Here is an 18,213-nt window from a genome sequence, read left to right as displayed (position 1 = left end):
GTGTTCAGCATGGGCTGTGCTGCTGCGGGTGCAGAAGAGGCTGAATTCGGCCGAACTTGTATGATGGGAGGTTGCCAGCCCCCATGAACCGTTTCCGGAGTCCGTAGTGAACAGCCCCGCCCGTCGTCCCCATGCCAGCCAGGTGCAGAAGGGCCTGTCGCCCCACGCACGCATCCGCAACGTGATCGCGGTGGGATCGGGAAAAGGCGGCGTGGGCAAGTCCACCACGTCGGTGAACCTGGCCGTGGCCCTGCAGCAGCTCGGCGCCCGCGTGGGCGTGCTGGATGCCGATATCTACGGCCCCAGCGTGCCGGCCATGCTCGGCCTGTCCGGCCGCCCGGAAAGCCCGGACAACAAGAGCATCGAACCGATGCGCGCGTTCGGCGTGGACACCATGTCCATCGGCTACCTGGTGGAAGACGAGACGCCGCTGATCATGCGTGCGCCGCGCGCGACCGCCGCGCTGACCCAGCTGTTCGAGGACACGCTGTGGGACGACCTGGACTACCTGCTGATCGACCTGCCGCCCGGCACGGGTGACATCCAGCTTACCCTGGTGCAGAAGATCCCGCTGGCCGGTGCGGTCATCGTCACCACGCCGCAGGACATCGCCACGCTGGATGCAAAGAAGGCGCTGAAGATGTTCGAGAAGGTGGAGGTGCCGGTGCTGGGCATCGTCGAGAACATGGCCGTGCACACCTGCAGCAACTGCGGCCACGTCGAACATCTCTTCGGTGAGGGCGGCGGCGAGCGCATGGCCGCGCAATACGGCGTGCCGCTGCTGGGCTCACTGCCGCTGCAGATCGACATCCGCGAACAGGGCGACGCCGGCAGCCCGATTACCGCCGTCCAGCCCGAATCGACGGCCGGGCAGGCCTACCGCCGTGCCGCCGAGCGCCTGGTGGAAGCAGTGGGCAAGCGCCCGCGGGCATCGATCCAGATCCTGTCCTCGCTGCTCTGAACCTGCACGCCTTCGCGTAGAAAAAAGAACCGCCGGCGCAAGGCCGGCGGTCCAGGGGCAATGCCTGCGGCAGGGGCTTACCAGTCGTACTGCACCTGGAAGCGCACATAGCGCGGGTCGTTGAAGTACTTCGGGGTGTTGTAGTTGTAGTAGGTGCGGATGGTCGGTGCCGAGCTCGGGCGACCGTACTTGGTTTCGTACACCTGCACCGGCTTGATGTTGTTGAACGCGTTGAGCACCGACACCTGCATGCTCAGGCCTTCCAGCCAGTTGGGCGTGTAGGTGATGTTCGGGCTGACCGTGAACTGCCACGGCGTGCGGCCCGCGCTGCCGACCTTGGCGATCTCGTCGGTACCCTGTTCGCAGGTGTGGAAGACGCCGTTGTAGCCGTACTCGGTGTCGAAGCTGCCCCAGCCGCCGCCCAGGCAGCTCTTGGGCGCGCCGGACTGGGCCAGCACGTTCACGCCCACCGACCACTCATCGGTGAACTTGAAGCCACCGTACAGCTTGAAGCTGTGGCGATGGTCGTTGAACAGATAGCCGTTGGCGCCGTACATGATCTCGGCGAAGTCGAAGTCCGAGGTCGTGCCGGTGTCGTCCTGGCCGTTGGTGCTCTTGACCAGGCCCTCGTAGTTGCCTTCCAGCTTGGACCAGGTGTACGACAGGCTGGCGTACCAGCGGTCGGTCTGCTTGTCCGCGCTGAGGGTCAACGCCTTGTAGCTGCGCTTGGCCTTCGGGCCCAGGGTCGCACCCGGCACCGTGATGTCGTCCACCGTGCCATCGCCGTCCACGTCCAGGCTGACGCTCAGATCGCTGCCCGGGTTGTAGATCCAGCAGCCTGGCAGGCCTTCCGGCACGGTCCACGGATCGGACCAGTTGGACAGGTCGTAGCCCGCAGCCACTGCGGCGTTGTACAGCGAACGCGAATCGCAGGTGTCATCGATCACGTTGTTGATACGGCGGTAGGTGGCCTTGATGCCCACGGTCCAGTCGTTCAGGAAATCGATCGACGAACTGATCTGCTGCTGGTAGCCCAGGATCACTTCATCCTGGGTGTACGGCTTGAGGCCACGCGAGGCCACCGCACGCGGATCCGGCGTTGCACCGCTCTCACCATTGATCACCGCGTCATACGCACCGTCTTCGTAGCTGCCGGTGACGATCGGCGAACCGTTCGCATTGACGCCGCTGTAGGTGAAGTACTCGTCCAGGTAGTAGGACGCGCTGGCGGCGCGCAGGGCGACGTTGGCCGCGATGGGCAGCGAGTAGCGGCCGACCGAAGCGAACAGCTTGCTGCGGCCATCGCCGAGGATGTCCCACGAGAAGCCGGCGCGCGGCTGCCAGATATCGTCCTGCTTGACGAAGGAAATGCCGTCGGAGTTCTTGTTGTCGAACGAATCGTTGCGGATGCCCGCGTACAGCATGAAGTTCGGGGTGATCTGCCAGTTGTCCTGCAGGTACCACGACTGCTGCTTGATCTTGATCGAGCCGCCGTTGCGGAAGTTCACCCGCTCGGCGTAGTCGTCTTCCAGGTACCACAGCGCGCCACCGGAATACGACGTGCCCTGCACCGAGGTCCACTTTTCGTCGCTGTAACCGAAGCCGATCTTGTGGTCGCCCAGCTGCCAGTCGAAGTCCAGGCGGGTGCCCTTGCGTTCGTTGCTGCCGCCGAAGATGCCGACCGTGCTGGCCACGGCGCAGCCGATGCGGCGGCCGGTGCCGCCGGTCTCGGTACGGTAGTCCAGCACGTAGGGGCAGCTGCCTTCCGGGCTGTTGATGTCACCGTTGTAGGTGCCCATCACGCCATCGGGGCTGATGGTGTGTTCCGAGCTGCGGTTGCGCATCTGCCCGTACTGCACCGACGCGGTCAGGTTGTCGGTGAGGTAGCTGGTCCACTTGAACACGTCGGTCTGGCCGCCGGTCTTGCCGACCAGTTCACCCAGGTAGCTGGTCTTGGCCGGCTCGCCGCCACTGCTGGCGTCGTCATAGGCGGCGTTGTAGTAGTCGTAGCTGTAGCGGCGGCTGTTGTCGAAGCCGGTGTATTCCAGGTGGTTGCTTTCGTTGAGGTACCAGTCCAGCTTCAGCAGCCAGTACGGGGTCTTGGACTCGTAGTCGTAGGCCGTGGTGGACAGCGCCGCAGCGGTGGGCGGCCGGCCGTTGGTGGTGTACTGCGAACCACGGTTGCTGTAGCTGCCGGTCTTGGAATTGCTGAACTGGCCCATGGCGAACACGAACAGCTTGTCTTCGATCAGCGGGCCGCCGGCCCACACGCTGTAGACGTTGGAACTGCTGCTGTTGCGGTCGTAGGAGCGGAAGATCGAGCCATCGTTGTAATGGGTATCCGGCTCGTTCTCGCGCAGCGAATCCGGCGCGCCGGTCCAGCTGAAGCCGCCCTTCCACTCGTTGGTGCCGCGCTTGACGTTGACGCTGGTCACGCCGCCGGTGGAGAAGCCGTACTGCGCACCGTAGCCGCCGGTCTGCACGTCCAGCTGGTCGATGGCCTGGTAGGGCACTTCGGAGAACGACAGGCTGTCGTACAGGTTGGTGACGTTGAAACCGTTGACGTAGTAGCTGTTTTCAGCGGCCGAGGCGCCGCCGAACGAGGCCGGCCCGAAGTAGCCGCTGGCCGCGACGGTGCCGGGAGTCAGCAGCGAAATGCTGGTGATGTCACGTGCCACCGGCAGCGAGTTGAGCTTGTCGGCGGTGAACGTGGTGCGCGATTCAACGCTGCCCAGGTCGATGGTGTTGGCTGCGCCCAGTGCGCGCACGTTCACCGTATCCAGCGAGGTGGCTGCACTGCCGTCTGCGCTGGCAAACGTGGTGACTGACGACTGGCCGGCAACCACGGTCACGCGGGTGGTGGCGGTGGGCGTGCCGTTGCTGACCGTGGTGACCTCGTAGGTGCCAGTGGGCAGCTGCGAGACGCGGAAGCGGCCATCGGCGCTGACGTTCACTTCACGGGTGGCGCCGGAGGACAGGCTTTTCACCTGGACCTTGTCGGCCGAGGTGGCGCTGCCGATGATGTCGCCGGAGGTGCTCTGTGCGTAGGTGGTGCCGGCCAGTGCGCTGAGCATTACCGCCAGGGCGGTGCGCTTCAGGCTGCGCCGTGTGTCATTCACAGTCATCGTGTTCCTTGGCTGGAGAGCGGGGGAGGGATACCGCGTTGAACTACCTGAACTACTTGTTCAGGCTGAATGAAAACGTAACGAGCACGTCTTGCTAGCGCAATATTCCTGCGGCAGTGCAGCATGCCTACACTCCGAAATCACCATTTAAGCCATTGAAATTAATTGAAATTTCAATTTGTAATAAAACGTAACGAGCTGCTTGGAGGCACTGGCGAGCGCAGTGTGTTCGTGCTAAGTGAACAAATATGAGAAAATAAGTATCACTTGTTAAATTCTGCTCGCGACGCGCGTCTGCCGTGGCCGCCATGCAGAGGCGGGCTGTAGAATCGCCGCCTCGGGTGGCCTCCCGAATTTCCCGATCAACCAGGACAAAGCATGAGCATCAAGAGTGACCGTTGGATCCGCCGTATGTCCGAGCAGCACGGCATGATCGAGCCGTTCGAGGCCGGGCAGGTGAAGCAGGCCAACGGCGAGCGCATCGTCAGCTACGGCACTTCCAGCTATGGCTACGACGTGCGTTGCTCGCGCGAGTTCAAGGTGTTCACCAACATCAACTCCACGATCGTCGATCCCAAGCATTTCGACCCGGGCAGCTTCGTGGACATCGTCGGTGATGAGTGCATCATCCCGCCCAACAGCTTCGCGCTGGCGCGCACGGTGGAATACTTCCGCATTCCGCGCGACACCCTGGTGGTGTGCCTGGGCAAGAGCACCTACGCGCGCTGCGGCATCATCGTCAACGTGACCCCGCTGGAACCGGAGTGGGAAGGCCACGTGACCCTGGAATTCAGCAACACCACGCCGCTGCCGGCGCGCATCTACGCCAACGAAGGCGTGGCCCAGATGCTGTTCTTCCAGGCGGCCGCCGATGACGTCTGCGAGACGTCGTACAAGGATCGTGGCGGCAAGTACCAGGGCCAGACGGGCGTGACCCTGCCGCGCACCTGAGTTGCTGCAGAGCCGGGCCATGCCCGGCTGCACATGGACAAAGGCGGCGCTTGCGCCGCCTTTTTTTACTTGCCGCGTCCGAACAGCATCGCGATGCCGACGCCGACCAGGCCGACCGGCCACCAGGTCAGGAACAGCTTGGACAGGTTCAGGTGCGTCCAGCCCAGATTGCTGGCGAGCATGAACAAGCCGATCAGGATCAGCAGGATGGCGGCGACGAGATTGAAGCGCATCGGGTCGTCAAAGGCTCAGGGATGGGCCGGATATCCTAGCCGTTCCTTCCAGTAGGCGACATGCTGGTCCAGTGCTGCCGGTTCGTACCGGTGCGCCGGTCCGCTGCCCCAGACGGGGCCGGGCCACGCCGGATCGCCGTCGTGGCGGCCGATCACGTGGAAATGCAGCTGGCGCACGATGTTGCCCAGCGCGCCGATGTTGATCTTTTCCACACCGTCCGTGCCATGCAGGGCCTTGCAGGCACGGTTGAGTTCGGTGCGCAGCTTGTCCTGCTGCTCGCCGTCCAGCTCGATCCACTCGGTGATGCCGGCCAGACGTGGCACCAGCACCAGCCAGGGGAATCGTTCGTCGTTCATCAACCGCACTTGCGACAACGGTCCTTCAGCCACCAGCACGCTGTCGGTGGCCAGGCGGGAATCCAGTTCAAAATCGCTCATCCAAGATGCTCCGTGAAGAAGTCCAGGGTGCGTTGCAGCGCCAGGGCGGCGCTGTCTGGATCATACGCATGTCCGACCTCCCGGTTGAAGGCGTGGTCGGCCGGATAGACGTAGGTGGCCATCTGCGGCAGCTTCTCGCGGTGGGCCTGCACGGCCTCCGGCGGGATGCTCTTGTCCTGGGCGCCGAAGTGGAAGATGACCGGCGCCTTCGGGGTTTCGTCCAGATAGTTCACGTTGCGGCCGCCGTAGTAGCTCACCGAGGGCAGGCCCAGGCGCATCGCCGCCAGCAGGGCCACGCTGCCGCCCCAGCAGTAGCCGACCGTGCCGACCTTGCCGTAGGGGGTCAGGCGCGTCGCGGCAGCGCGCACCACTTCCAGCGCATTCTCCATGCCCAGCGTGTTCACCCGCTCCAAGCCGTCCTTCACCCCTTCCGGGCTGTAGGGCAGGGCATCGGGGTCGGCCTCGGGGCCGTCTACCAGGTCGAAGAACGACGGCGCCAGCACCGCATAGCCCTCTGCCGCAAAGCGTTCGGCCACCCCGCGGATGTGCGCGTTGACCCCGAAGATTTCCTGCACGACCACCAGGGCGGCGCGCGGCTTGCCCTCGGGCAGGACCTGCCAGGCGCGGACCGGGCCATGATGCGTATCCAGGGTGATCCATTCGGACATCGTCGGGTACCTCGTTGCAGGGGATGGACCTGCATTGTCGACGCTGGCCGGGTTAGCGGCGTGTCGGCGGCTGTGCGGGATCGGGCGGCTGGCCATTCAGAGCCGGGCAGGCATCACGTGCTGAAAGGCTGTGTTGGCTAGAACTTCCGCAGGCCTGCATGGATCAGCGCCTTGCCAAGGATGCTGACATCGCCGGGCTCTGGCCGGTAGGCAGGGAATTCTGCATTGGCGCTTACAACGTGCAGGCCATCGCCGCGCTTCTGCAGCATCTTGACCTGCGTTTCACCGCTCACGGTGATGAGGTAGTAATCATCGCCGTCGAAGCGATCGCAGCTGGTGTCGATCCACACAACGTCACCGTCTTCGAGCTTGGGCCGCATCGAGGGCCCTCGACCGGTGATGATCTTGATTCGTTCGGGCTGCGGCAGGAAGCCCAACTTCCTTCGCACCTCCCACTCAGCCACCTCGACCGTTCTCATGACCTCGGGTGTGTCGTAAGTGGCGCTTGTCGCCGCGTCCAGAAGAGTGAAGCGAACGTATCCAGGAGACGCCGCGATTGCCTGATCCGCGGGTTTGCTGCCTGGAATGGAGGCTGCTGGAAGCATGGCGCCGCTACCCGTGGCCAGCCAGGACTCGTTGACTCCCAACGTCCTGGCCGCCGCCAGCAGATTCGCGCCCCGCAGGAATTTTGCCTTTCCACTGAACCAGTTATGGACACTCGGTGCGGTAACGCCCACATCGCGAGCCAGTTGGGCCTGGGTGGTCTTTGCGTGTTCCAGTGCCAGCGTCAAACGTTCAGAAAGAGTGCTCATTAGGAAAGACTAATTCCAAAGCAGTTAGATGTGGCTATTGACTCTAAAATTAGATGTATCTAATTTTGATCTATGGACAACCCTAGTGCTTCCACAATCATTGATCGCTTGGGAGGGACCGGCAGCGTCGCCCGCCTGTGCGAGGTCAGACCTGCGTCCGTTAGCCAGTGGCGCTTGAATGGCATACCGGCCGCAAGGCGACAGTTTCTGCAATTGTTGAGGCCGGACGCCTTCCGTGAAGAAGGCAGTGGTGACGGTCATTCGATACCGCCGGACGACGGGTGGTACACGCTCAGGCGATAGGGTGCCGACGGGGCAGCGAATCGGCACCTGCGTCGTTCAGAGGTGGCGCACCAACCCCACTATACTGGCGCCCTTTCAGGCCCCGGCCCCCAAGGACCCCCTACCATGCCGGCAGGGGCCCAAGCCCCAGAGTCCCGCGATTTCCATGTCCCAGCTGAACCCCAAAGTCGGCGTTGTTAGCCTTGGCTGCCCGAAGGTTGTCCCAAATATACTTTGAACTCCGGTACGTGACCTTCTGAAATCACTGTTTGGTGTGTAGAGTCGCTGTTCTGCGAACAGGGGTTAAAAAGCTTGGATCTATATAGAAGGGATGCATACGTCCTCGCAATAGGGCCCGCCGTCGTCTTTCTCGGCGTCTATGCGTACGAGCGAGGCCGATATTATTTTCTCAAGGTTGCGCCGGAATTCATTGATCTATCGGTGAATCGCCTTTTGGCTGGCGGTGCAGTAATTGGCGCTCTGGCAGTCACTTTGGTGGGGCTGACCTTGTGGATGTGGAAGTACAGTGCGACCGGTGGGCGCTATCAGAGACTGTTCGCCGCCTTCTTGGCACTGTCCGTTTTTGCGACCCTGCCAATGGCGCTCTGGCTGCAAGAGGTGCCCCCACTACCTGCCAGTACCAAGTCGGGCACTTTCTTTGGAGACTTCTTATCGGTACTCAGTGGTGTAGTCGCTAGCTATGCCGCGAGCGCAAGCATCGACACTGTCCGACGGAAAATTGAGCGCAGTAAGATCAAGGTAGAGCCGGAGCAAGATACTGGGGTGATCGAGAATCCCAACGTCGAGCTTCGAATTCCTGAAGCACACCGCTCGTCAGCTGAATCCGTGGGCGCCCTGCTGGCATCATTAGTGCCGTGGAAGTCAATGGGGGTCGTTGCATTGCTAATTTGGACTGCCATTGTTTTTGCCGGGTTAGGCTACAGGGTAGAGCGGAGTTATGAGGGCCGTATTTGTGTGGCCGACCGATTCGTAGCCGACGTTCACGGGGATAGCTTGCTTCTAAAGAGCTTTAATCCAAAGACAGGAGAAATACTCTCGCCAATCAAGGTTGTCGAGATAAACGGTGTTGACGTGGACAACTGCTCGCCACGACTAATCGGGGCAAGGGGGCTCGTACTATGGGATTGAAGGCTGGCATCAGCCTAGCTCTGCGCTGGTCGTCACATCCTGCGAGTGGGAGCCCAGCGCGCTGCCTCCCACCTTGCATTTCCTGCGCTGTGCTAGGGGCCGCCGTAGATCGCGTGTAGCTCGCGAGCGAGGGTGCTTTCAGCAGCGGCAATGAGGCCCTTAGGAAAGGGCACGTAGACGATGCCGCTCAGGTTTGAAGGCACGCTGACGCCATCCTCGTGAAGGAGAATTACCTTCGATCTGCCGTATCGTCCATGAAAATAGCCTATCTCATGGATCACATTCTCGCGAGCACGAGCCTGGCCTTCCGCGTCTGCGTCGTCACCAGTCATTACAATCACAGCGCTATCGCACTGCTCTGCACCGCTCTCGAGCTTCTCAATGATCGTCCTGCCGGCACTTGCCTCTTGCGCGAGCTCCATGGTCAGCAGGCCTAAGTCCTTCTCGACATAGGCTTGAACCGCTCTCCAATCTTGAGCGCGGCCGTGACTGATGAAAACGCGGTGGGGAGCTGGCTTGTGAGGCGCAGGTGGCATGGTGAGAGCGCTGCTAGCACGGATCTCGAATACTTCGTCGATTGTGCGAGCAAGATGCTGGAGTTGCCCTTTGTGGAATTCGCCAGTCGGCATTGATTGGAAATCAAAAGCAGCAGGTGCCGTCGGGACATCAGGTATGTCTCCGAACAGGTCCGGGTACGAAGCGCGGATTATAGAAAGCTGCTTGTTGGCGCGAATGAACAATGACATGACTTCGCTTGCGGGAATTCGGTAATTTCCGGTTCCGATAGCGCCCTCCACGGCTTTTCTTATCCCGGCCAACTGAGCCATAGCTACTCCGATATCTTCCATGCCCACTCCCAGATGATGAGTGGTCGGGAGTCTAGCCGAAGGAGTTCGGTCCGGGGGCTTCCCCATCATTCCCCAGACGCGTGTTGAGAGCTGCAGTGGCAGAGTTCTGAGGCTGACGCTGTTCCGCCGTTGTGCGGGGAGCTCGATGATGTTCGTGCGCCTGCAGGTGGTTCCAAGAGGCTTCAACGCTGGCATCCTTAACCGCTTGGGCGATTGCCGGCCCCCGGCTCCGACTACGTTCACTTCGTCAATGATCGCCAGCAAAGCGGGTCTGCGCTTCGCGACAGCAGCGGGAACTCCCTCAAATTGGTCCAAGCGTTCATTATCGGCCCTGCGCGGGTAGCCCTTTGTCAGTGGCTGTCGCCGATCAGGCGGCTGGCCATTCAGAGCCCGGCCACCAACCCCGCTATACTGGCGCCCTTTCAGGCCCCGGCCCCCAGGACCCCCTGCCATGCCGGCAGGGGCCCAGGCCCCCAGAGTCCCGCGATTTCCATGTCCCAGCTGAACCCCAAAGTCGGCTTCGTCAGCCTTGGCTGCCCGAAGGCCCTTGTCGATTCCGAGCGCATCCTGACCCAGCTCCGCTCGGAAGGGTATGACATCGTCCCGTCCTACGATTCGGCCGACGTGGTGGTGGTCAACACCTGCGGCTTCATCGATTCGGCGGTGACCGAATCGCTGGATGCGATCGGCGAGGCGATGAACCAGAACGGCAAGGTCATCGTCACCGGCTGCCTGGGCAAGCGCCCGGAGCAGATCCGCGAGGCTTATCCGAACGTGCTGGCGGTGTCCGGCCCGCAGGACTACCAGAGCGTGATGGAGGCGGTGCACGAAGCGCTGCCGCCCAAGCACGATCCGTTCGTGGACCTGGTGCCGGACTACGGCATCAAGCTGACCCCGCGCCACTATGCCTACCTGAAGATTTCCGAGGGCTGCAACCACAAGTGCAGCTTCTGCATCATCCCCTCGATGCGCGGCAAGCTGGTTTCGCGCCCGGTGGATGAGGTGCTGCGCGAAGCCGAGCGCCTGGTCCGTGGCGGCGTGCGTGAGCTGCTGGTGGTTTCGCAGGACACCTCGGCCTACGGCGTGGATGTGAAGTACGCCGAGAAGATGTGGCGCAACAAGGCCTACCAGACGCGCCTGAAGGCGCTGTGCGAAGGCTTGTCAGAACTCGACGCCTGGGTGCGCATGCACTACGTCTACCCGTACCCGCACGTGGACGAGGTGGTGCCGCTGATGGCGGAAAACCGCATCCTGCCGTACCTGGACATTCCGTTCCAGCACGCCAGCCCGCGCATCCTGCGCCTGATGAAGCGCCCCGGCGCGGTCGAGAAGACCCTCGAGCGTGTGCAGAACTGGCGCCGCATCGCCCCGGACATCACCGTGCGGTCGACCTTCATCGTCGGCTTCCCGGGCGAGACCGAGGCCGAGTTTGAAGAGCTGCTCTCCTTCCTGGACGAAGCGCAGCTGGACCGCGTGGGCGCCTTCGCCTATTCGCCGGTTGAAGGCGCCACCGCCAACGACCTGCCGGACGCGGTGCCGGAAGAAGTGAAGCAGGAGCGTCTGGCGCGCTTCATGGAAAAGCAGGCGCAGATTTCCGCTGCACGCCTGGAAGCCAAGATCGGCACCGTACAGCAGTGCCTGGTCGATGCCATCGAAGGCGATATCGCCGTGGCCCGTTCCAAGGCCGATGCCCCGGAAATCGACGGCCTGGTACACATCCAGAACGCCGACCAGGTGCCCCTGCGCGTGGGCGAGTTCGTCAACGTGGAGATCACCGAGAGCGACGAGCACGACCTGTACGGTGACGCGCTGCCCAGTGCTGCCCGCCCGGCGTTCGACCTCAAGGTGCTGTGACCGCAGCGACGGCCGCCGGCGGCGACGCAGGCGGCCCTCGTCGCTTCATCCCGCCGCTGCGTGCGGCGGTCGATGCGCGGGTGTTCCACCATCCACTGTTTGCCGGCGTGCGCGGTTTCGCCGATCTGCTGGCCGGCCCCGAGTGGCCGGCCGTCGACGCATTGGATGACCGCCTGGCGCTGCCGGGTGCGCGGCTGGTGGAACAGAATGCGGCCTTGTTGGCCGATGGCCTGCACTATGAAACCCGCATCGCCCAGGGGCGCATCGCGACCCGCGCCGACAACTGGCACGATCTGTTCAATGCGCTGGTCTGGGCCACCCAGTGGCCGATCAAGCGCGCACTCAATGCACAGCAGTGCCGGCATGTCGCCGCCATGGCGCCTGGCCAGCGCAACCGCGCGCAGGCCGCGCTGACCCAGTTCGACGAAACCGGCGTGGTCGTGCGGGTACGGGACAACGCACTGCTTTCCACGTGGGACGCGCATGACTGGCGCGCGCTGTTCGATCCGGCGCCGTGGCAGGGCGGTGGCATCGGCATCGTGGCGGTGTTTGGTCACGCGCTGATGGAGCAGGCGCTGCTGCCGGGGCGACTGCTGGTCGGCAAGTGCGTCGTGGTGCAGGGCGATGATGAGGCAGGATGCCTGGAGACCGTGGTGCGCGCCATCGACGCGGGCACGGTGCTGAGCGACCCCTTGCAGCTGCGTCCGCTGCCGCTGGCGGGCATTCCCGGCTGGCATGACAGGCAGGATGCCGCCTTCTACAGCAACGCGGAGTATTTCCGTCCGTTGCGCGCCGGCCGCCAGTACCCGCCGCCGCTGCCTCTGCTTCGGTAGAGTCGACTGTTAGTCGACTGCTCTTCCTGCAGCCCGTGAAGATCCCGCGCTGCGCGCGATAGTCGACTAACAGTCGACTCTACCAACAGCGGCGCAGTTGACCGACCGTCGACGTTACGGCGCTGCGTATTCCACGCCGATCACCGCAAACGTGAACTGCCCACCGGGCAGCTCCACGGCGAACTCGTCATCCATGCGCTTCTTCAGCAGCGCCCGCGCCAGCGGCGAATCGATGCTGATCCAGCCCAGCCCGGCATCGGTCTCGTCCGGGCCCACGATGCGATAGCGGCTGGTTTCGCCACTGTCCACGTTCTCCAGCTCCACCCACGCCCCGAAGAACACCGCCTGTGGATCGGTCGGCGTGGTGTCGACCACGCGCAGCGATTCCAGGCGCTTGGTCAGGTAGCGCACGCGGCGGTCGATCTCGCCCAGCTGCTTCTTGCGGTAGGTGTACTCGGCATTTTCCGAGCGGTCGCCCTCGGCAGCGGCGGCGGCCAGCGCCTTCACCACATCCGGGCGGCGCACGCGCCACAGGTCATCCAGTTCGGCTTTCAGCCGGGCGTGGCCGGCGGCCGTGATCAGGGCGGTGCTTTTTTCTGCGGGGGGACGCCAGCGGGACATGCGGTACGGATTCTTTTCAGGAAAAGGAGTGGGGGTCAGAGCCCTCCCGGGCGGGAGGGATCCGACCCCGGGGTCAGATCCCTTTCCAGTGGAAAGGGCTCTGACCCCAGCAGGAACAGATCAGCGCTTGCCGCCGAAAATGCCGCCGAGGATGCCGCGCACGATCTGGTTGCCCAGCTTGGTGCCCACCGTGCGCGTGGTCTGCTTGGCCATGGTTTCAATCATGCCCTGGTGGCGCTTGGTGCCGAAGATCGCATCCTTGATCGATTGGCCGAAACCGCCTTCCTGCGCTTCATCCTGGGCGCGGCTGCGGGCGGGCGGGGCGTCGGCCTTCTCGGCTGCCTTCTGCGCGCGCTGGGCCAGCAGTTCAGCGGCCGACTCACGGTTCACGGCCGTGTCGTAGCGGGTGCCGACCGGGCTGCCGGCCCGCACCTGTGCGCGCTCGGCTTCTGTGATCGGCCCCATCCGGCAGCGCGGCGGGGCGATCATCGTCTGCTGCACCGGCATCGGCACGCCCTTGTCCTGCAGCGTGGATACCAGCGCTTCGCCGGTACCCAGCTGGCTGAGCACCTTGGCCACGTCCAGCTTGGGGTTGGGGACGAAGGTCTCGGCGGCGGTCTTCACCGCTTTCTGGTCGCGCGGGGTGAACGCGCGCAGCGCGTGCTGCACGCGGTTGCCCAGCTGGCCGAGGATGTTGCCCGGCACGTCGTCGGGGAACTGGGAGCAGAAATACACACCCACGCCCTTGGAACGGATCAGCCGCACTACCTGCTCGATGCGCTGCACCAGCGAGGCCGGCGCGTCATCGAACAGCAGGTGGGCCTCGTCAAAGATGAAGACCAGCTTGGGCTTGTCCAGGTCGCCCACCTCGGGCAGCTGCTCGAACAGTTCCGACAGCAGCCAGAGCAGGAACGTGGAATAGAGCTTGGGCTTGAGCACCAGCTGGTCGGCGGCGAGGATGCCGACCACGCCGCGGCCGTCATGGTTCACCCGCATGATGTCGGCCAGTTCCAGCGCGGGCTCGCCGAAGAAGCCTTCGCCGCCGTCCTGGGCCAGGCGCAGCACCGAACGCTGGATCGCGGCGATCGACTGCGCGCTGACCAGTCCGTATTCGGTGGAGATGTCCTTGCGCTCTTCGGCCACCAGGCCGAGCAGGGCGCGCAGGTCATCCATGTCCAGCAGCAGCAGGCCGCGGTCATCGGCGAGCTTGAACACGATGTCGAGCACGCCGGCCTGGGTGTCGTTCAATTCCAGGATGCGCGCCAGCAGGGTCGGGCCCATCTCGCTGATGGTGGTGCGCACCGGGTGGCCGAGCTTGCCATACAGGTCCCAGAACACGGTGGGGCTGGCGGCCGGCGCATAGTCGGCCACGCCGATTTCGGCGGCGCGCTGGAGCAGGGCATCGGCGCCGGTACCGGGCACGGCCAGGCCGGACACATCCCCCTTCACATCGGCCAGGAATACCGGCACGCCCAGCCGCGAGAAACCTTCGGCCAGGGTCATCAGGGTCACGGTCTTGCCGGTGCCGGTGGCGCCGGCCACCAGGCCATGGCGGTTGCCGAGTTTCGGCAGCAGGGTGACGGCCACATCATCGGTGATGCCTTTGCCGATCAGAATCGGATCCATGGTCCAGCCCTTGTGGTGAATGCGCCCAATGTTAACCGCCGACGGTGACGGGCCGACGGCCGGGTTGCCCGGACCTTGGCGGCACCGCTACTCTGCCTGCCTGTTTCGCACACAGTGCCACCAATGCCCGTTCCTGTCCTGATTTCACGTGGTTGGCCGCTGCTGGCCCTTGCCGGCCTGGCATCCCTGGCGCCTGACGCCCATGCGCAGCGGGTCTCTGCCCGGGACCAGGCAAAGGTCGATGCGCTGCAGCAGCGCATGGCCACCGCCGAGAAGCGCTACAGCGATGCCTTGCTGCTGGTCGCCAATGCCGACCCCAAGGGCAGCAACGAAGCCGATGCGGCGCTGGAAGACATGGAAGATGTCATCAGCGAATGCGTGAAGCAGAAGGGCTGCCAGATGAGCAACATGCTGGCCACCTACAAGCGCCTGCTCAAGCGCGATGCTGATGCGGCCGCCAGCGATGATGCCGCTGACGAGGGCGGTGACCGCCTGGAAGCCGACCCGGACCACGTGGGTCCGCTGACCGCCGATGTGCCCGAAGCCGCGCGCGCGGCGGCGCTGCTCAACGACAAGCGCCACGCCTTCGACAACATGGTCGATTACAACCCGGCCGTGCAGGCGGGCATCCGCCGCTGGCTCACCGACATGCGTCCGGCGCTGCTGACCAGCTATGAGAACTACCAGAACCTGCGCGCGGTGATGTGGCCCGAGTGGGAAAAGCGCGGGCTGCCCGAGGCGCTGCTGTTCGGCATCATGGCCAAGGAATCCAACGGCCGCGTGCATGCTTCTTCGCGTGCCGGCGCGGCCGGCCTGATGCAGTTCATGCCGGCCACCGGCCGCCGCTTCGGCCTGGGCCCGGACGGCACCGGGTTCGACACACGCTTCGACGCGCGCAGTGCCGCCGAAGCCAGTGCCAGCTACCTCAACGAGCGGCTGCGGGAATTGAACAACAACGTGGAAATGTCGGTGGCCGCCTACAACGGCGGCGAAGGCCGCGCCGCGCGCGTGTACCGGCAGAGCGGTGGGCAGAGCTTCTGGACCGACAGCGTCTACAACCAGTTCCCCGGTGAAACCAAGGACTACGTGCCGATGGTGATCGCGGCGGCGTGGATCTTCCTGCACCCGCAGCAGTACGGCGTCGAGTTCCCCAAGATCAGCGCGCAGCCGGCCACCCTGCGCCTGGCCAAGTCCACCACCATCTACGAACTGACCATCTGCCTGGGCAGCCACGGCACGCGGGATGGCTACATGCGCGCGCTGCGCAACCTCAATCCGCGCTATGAAGCCGATGGCTGGATTCCGGCCGGCACGCTGATCAATGCCACCACGCGCATTGCCGGCCTGTACCAGCGCAACTGCGTCAGCGGTCCGCGCGCCGATCTGGCCCGCACTCTCATCACTGCCGACCTGAACGCGGCCATCGTGCGCCCGACCGCCACCAGCTACACCGGCAGCGTGGCGGTGGGGGGCGTAGTGCCGCTGGCCGACCCGAACGCCAGTACCACGGTGCCGACCGCACCGAGCGCGCCGGTGGCTGCGCCGCGTCCGGCTGCGCCCAGGGCCAAGCCTGCCAAGACCTACAAGGTCGGCAAGGGCGACACCCTGGGCCGCATTGCGGCGAAGTTCCAGTGCGAAGTGCCGACCCTGGCGCGCGCCAACGGCCTGAAGGCCCCCAGCTACAGCCTGCGCCCCGGCCAGGTGCTGAAGCTGCAGGGCTGCGACAAGTAACCGAACCGGAAGAGAGCCATGGACCTGGAAGCAACCCGCGAACTGTTCGCCACCCTGCGCGAGAACACCGATTGGGATCTCGCCGCGCCCCTGCTGTGGGGCTATTACTTCGTGCATTCCACCCCGGACCGCCTGCAGGTGCTGGCCACCACGCTGGAAGCCCAGGGGTATGAGGTGGTGGAACTGTTCGAGCAGGAGCCCGAGGAGGGCGACGCGCCGTTCCACGTGCTGCACGTAGAGCGCGTAGAGGCCCACGACGAAGCCTCGCTTGACCTGCGCAACCAGGAACTGGCCGCGCTGGCCAGCCAGACCGGCGTGGAAGACTACGACGGCGTCGACGTCGGCCCGGCCCCGACCCTGCAATAACGCGTGTATCGGTCGTGCCGGCCGCTGGCCGGCACCCCGTTCAATCCATCCTCGCATGGCGTGGATCTACCGGCCTGTTCACATCCACGCATGGCGTGGATCTACCGGCCCGTTCAATCCATCCACGCATGGCGTGGATCGACCGGCCCGTTAGTGCCGGCCGCTGGCCGGCATCGCGGTGAATCGATTCCGCCAGGTCAGCGCAGCTTCGCCAGCGCCTGGCCCAGCTGCACCGGGCTTTCGGCGCCCAGCTGCGGGGCGAATTCGGCCACGCCCGGCGGCAGCAGCACGATCACGGTCGAGCCGTAGTTGAAGCGCGCCATCTCGGCGAAGCGCTCCAGCACGATGCCCTGGCCACGGTAATCCTTGCGGGTGATGCGGTCGCCGTAGGCCGGGATCTCTTCACCGCTCCACACCGTCTCCACGCCGGACACCAGCAGCGCTCCGACCATCACGCTTACCATCGGGCCGAAACTGGTGTCGAAATGGCAGACCAGCCGCTCGTTGCGGGCGAACAGGCGCGGCACGCCGTTCACCGCCGCAGGGCCGACACTGAACAGCCGGCCGGGCACGTGCACCGTCTCGCGCAGGATGCCGGTCCAGGGCATGTGCACGCGGTGGTAGTCGCGCGGCGACAGATACACGGTCGCGTACAGGCCGTCGTTGTACGGCTTGGCGTCCTCCTCGCTGCCCAGCAGTTCGGCGGCAGTGAAGGACTGGCCCTTGGCCTGGAAGATGCGCCCGGCCTCGATCTTCCCCAGCTGGCTGACGCGGCCGTCGGCCGGCATCACCAGGCTGCGCGGATCGGCATCGGCCACGCGTGCGCCCGGCTTCAGGGCGCGGGTGAAGAACTGGTTGAAGGTCGGGTAGCTGCGCGGGTCCGGATTGGCCGCTTCGTCCAGGTTGACGTTGAACTTGCGGGTGACCGTATCGATCAGCCAGCGCGACACGCGCGGGTCGTCCGAGTACGCCAGCGAGCGCGCCATCGAGGACAGCAGGCGGTGGGGCAGGGCGTACGTCAGGGCGGTGGTCAGGTTCATGGTGCGGATTTCTCGGTCAGCTTCTGCAGGTCGCGGGCAATGGCCGGCGCGTTGAACGGGGGCCGCACCAGGCCGGCAAGCCGGCCCTGCGGGTCGAGCACGGCCAGGCTGGCCGAATGCTCGACGGTGTAGTCCTCGGGATTCTCATCGAAATGCTTGCCCGGCACCTTCTGGAACACGAAGCCCAGCGACGTGGCGAAGCGTTCCAGCGAAGGGATGTCGGCGGTCGCGGCCAGGGTGTCCTTGTGGAAGCCATGCACGTACTCGCCCAGGCGGATGGCGTTGTCCCGGTCCGGGTCCACCGAAATGAACAGCACGCGCGGGCGCAGGGTATCGGGCAGGGCTTCCCATTGGTTCTGCGCGCCGGCCAGTTCGGCCAGGGTGGTCGGGCACACGTCCGGGCAGAAGGTGAAACCCAGGAACACCAGGGTCCAGTGGCCCTTCAGTTCGCCGGGGATCAGCCGGGTGCCATCGGACTGGGCCAGGTTGAAATCGGGCAGTTCGCGGGTGTGCGGGTACAGGGTGATCGCTTCGGTGGCCGGCTGGTTGGCCGGCGGCTTCGGCGCGAACACCTGCTGCGCGGCCAGCAGGCCAAGGCCCGCCGCCAGGGCGATCAGCAGGATGATGCCGACGTTGCGATTGAACATGGGAGCCCCCGCAGGAAGTAATCCCCAT

At 64.5% G+C, this 18,213-nt stretch carries 17 protein-coding genes; 7 read left to right on the top strand and 10 right to left on the bottom strand.

Annotation, left to right across the window (positions count from 1 at the left end; all coding sequences use genetic code 11):
- The first annotated feature begins 106 nt into the window (after nucleotides 1-106).
- Nucleotides 107-961, top strand: a complete 855-nt coding sequence (gene apbC / locus C1924_RS13730) for an iron-sulfur cluster carrier protein ApbC (protein WP_108765803.1) — start codon at nucleotides 107-109, stop codon at nucleotides 959-961.
- Between the two features lie 77 nt (nucleotides 962-1,038).
- On the opposite strand, the gene C1924_RS13725 is transcribed toward apbC, so the two are convergent.
- On the bottom strand, nucleotides 1,039-4,086 hold the full coding sequence (locus C1924_RS13725; RefSeq protein WP_108765802.1) for a TonB-dependent receptor: 3,048 nt from the start codon (nucleotides 4,084-4,086) through the stop codon (nucleotides 1,039-1,041).
- A gap of 378 nt (nucleotides 4,087-4,464) precedes the next feature.
- Between C1924_RS13725 and dcd the strand changes: the two genes are divergently transcribed.
- Complete coding sequence (dcd, locus tag C1924_RS13720; RefSeq protein ID WP_108750257.1) at nucleotides 4,465-5,037, top strand: dCTP deaminase; 573 nt, start codon at nucleotides 4,465-4,467, stop codon at nucleotides 5,035-5,037.
- Between the two features lie 65 nt (nucleotides 5,038-5,102).
- On the opposite strand, the gene C1924_RS20425 is transcribed toward dcd, so the two are convergent.
- The 4 genes from C1924_RS20425 to C1924_RS13705 form a co-directional block, all read right to left on the bottom strand.
- Nucleotides 5,103-5,270 (bottom strand): DUF5668 domain-containing protein, encoded by a 168-nt coding sequence (locus C1924_RS20425; protein ID WP_165835665.1) that lies wholly within the window; start codon nucleotides 5,268-5,270, stop codon nucleotides 5,103-5,105.
- 15 nt (nucleotides 5,271-5,285) lie between these two features.
- A complete protein-coding gene (locus tag C1924_RS13715) occupies nucleotides 5,286-5,708 on the bottom strand; it encodes an HIT family protein (protein ID WP_108765801.1) in 423 nt (140 codons plus the stop codon).
- The gene (locus tag C1924_RS13710) at nucleotides 5,705-6,376 is read right to left on the bottom strand and encodes a dienelactone hydrolase family protein (RefSeq protein ID WP_108765800.1); all 672 of its coding nucleotides are present in this window, start codon (nucleotides 6,374-6,376) and stop codon (nucleotides 5,705-5,707) included. The genes C1924_RS13715 and C1924_RS13710 overlap by 4 nt, the downstream gene beginning before the upstream one ends.
- Before the next feature lie 137 nt (nucleotides 6,377-6,513).
- Entirely contained in the window at nucleotides 6,514-7,188 is a 675-nt protein-coding gene (locus C1924_RS13705; protein WP_108765799.1) for a S24 family peptidase, read from the bottom strand.
- A gap of 594 nt (nucleotides 7,189-7,782) precedes the next feature.
- Between C1924_RS13705 and C1924_RS20345 the strand changes: the two genes are divergently transcribed.
- A complete protein-coding gene (locus C1924_RS20345) occupies nucleotides 7,783-8,619 on the top strand; it encodes a hypothetical protein (protein WP_159094806.1) in 837 nt (278 codons plus the stop codon).
- Between the two features lie 92 nt (nucleotides 8,620-8,711).
- On the opposite strand, the gene C1924_RS13690 is transcribed toward C1924_RS20345, so the two are convergent.
- Complete coding sequence (locus C1924_RS13690) at nucleotides 8,712-9,467, bottom strand: nucleotide-binding protein (RefSeq protein ID WP_216821543.1); 756 nt, start codon at nucleotides 9,465-9,467, stop codon at nucleotides 8,712-8,714.
- 492 nt (nucleotides 9,468-9,959) lie between these two features.
- Here C1924_RS13690 and rimO point away from each other — a divergent pair, with 492 nt between their 5' ends.
- Nucleotides 9,960-11,321 carry a 30S ribosomal protein S12 methylthiotransferase RimO gene (rimO, locus tag C1924_RS13685; protein WP_108765795.1) on the top strand — a complete coding sequence of 454 codons (1,362 nt, stop codon included), beginning with the start codon at nucleotides 9,960-9,962 and terminating at the stop codon, nucleotides 11,319-11,321.
- On the top strand, nucleotides 11,318-12,154 hold the full coding sequence (locus C1924_RS13680; RefSeq protein WP_108765794.1) for a DUF3025 domain-containing protein: 837 nt from the start codon (nucleotides 11,318-11,320) through the stop codon (nucleotides 12,152-12,154). Before rimO ends, C1924_RS13680 begins: the two co-directional genes overlap by 4 nt.
- A gap of 114 nt (nucleotides 12,155-12,268) precedes the next feature.
- Here the strand turns inward: C1924_RS13680 and greB are convergent, their stop codons facing one another.
- Complete coding sequence (greB, locus tag C1924_RS13675; protein WP_108765793.1) at nucleotides 12,269-12,775, bottom strand: transcription elongation factor GreB; 507 nt, start codon at nucleotides 12,773-12,775, stop codon at nucleotides 12,269-12,271.
- Between the two features lie 120 nt (nucleotides 12,776-12,895).
- The gene (locus C1924_RS13670; protein ID WP_108765792.1) at nucleotides 12,896-14,401 is read right to left on the bottom strand and encodes a helicase HerA-like domain-containing protein; all 1,506 of its coding nucleotides are present in this window, start codon (nucleotides 14,399-14,401) and stop codon (nucleotides 12,896-12,898) included.
- Between the two features lie 123 nt (nucleotides 14,402-14,524).
- On the opposite strand from C1924_RS13670, the gene C1924_RS13665 reads away from it, so the two are divergent.
- Nucleotides 14,525-16,132, top strand: coding sequence for a transglycosylase SLT domain-containing protein (locus C1924_RS13665; protein WP_108765791.1), 1,608 nt, complete (start codon nucleotides 14,525-14,527; stop codon nucleotides 16,130-16,132).
- 18 nt (nucleotides 16,133-16,150) lie between these two features.
- Nucleotides 16,151-16,498 (top strand): ribonuclease E inhibitor RraB, encoded by a 348-nt coding sequence (locus C1924_RS13660; RefSeq protein ID WP_108765790.1) that lies wholly within the window; start codon nucleotides 16,151-16,153, stop codon nucleotides 16,496-16,498.
- Nucleotides 16,499-16,695: 197 nt separating this feature from the next.
- Here the strand turns inward: C1924_RS13660 and asd are convergent, their stop codons facing one another.
- Both asd and C1924_RS13650 read right to left on the bottom strand, forming a co-directional pair.
- Entirely contained in the window at nucleotides 16,696-17,538 is an 843-nt protein-coding gene (asd, locus tag C1924_RS13655; RefSeq protein WP_108765789.1) for an archaetidylserine decarboxylase, read from the bottom strand.
- Nucleotides 17,535-18,185 (bottom strand): SCO family protein, encoded by a 651-nt coding sequence (locus C1924_RS13650; protein WP_108765788.1) that lies wholly within the window; start codon nucleotides 18,183-18,185, stop codon nucleotides 17,535-17,537. Before C1924_RS13650 ends, asd begins: the two co-directional genes overlap by 4 nt.
- Nucleotides 18,186-18,213 lie beyond the last annotated feature (28 nt).

Source organism: Stenotrophomonas sp. ESTM1D_MKCIP4_1 (genome assembly GCF_003086895.1).
Classification (GTDB): Bacteria; Pseudomonadota; Gammaproteobacteria; order Xanthomonadales; family Xanthomonadaceae; genus Stenotrophomonas.
Note: the sequence above shows the minus strand (reverse complement) of the source record. Positions and strands in the feature narration are given on the sequence as shown.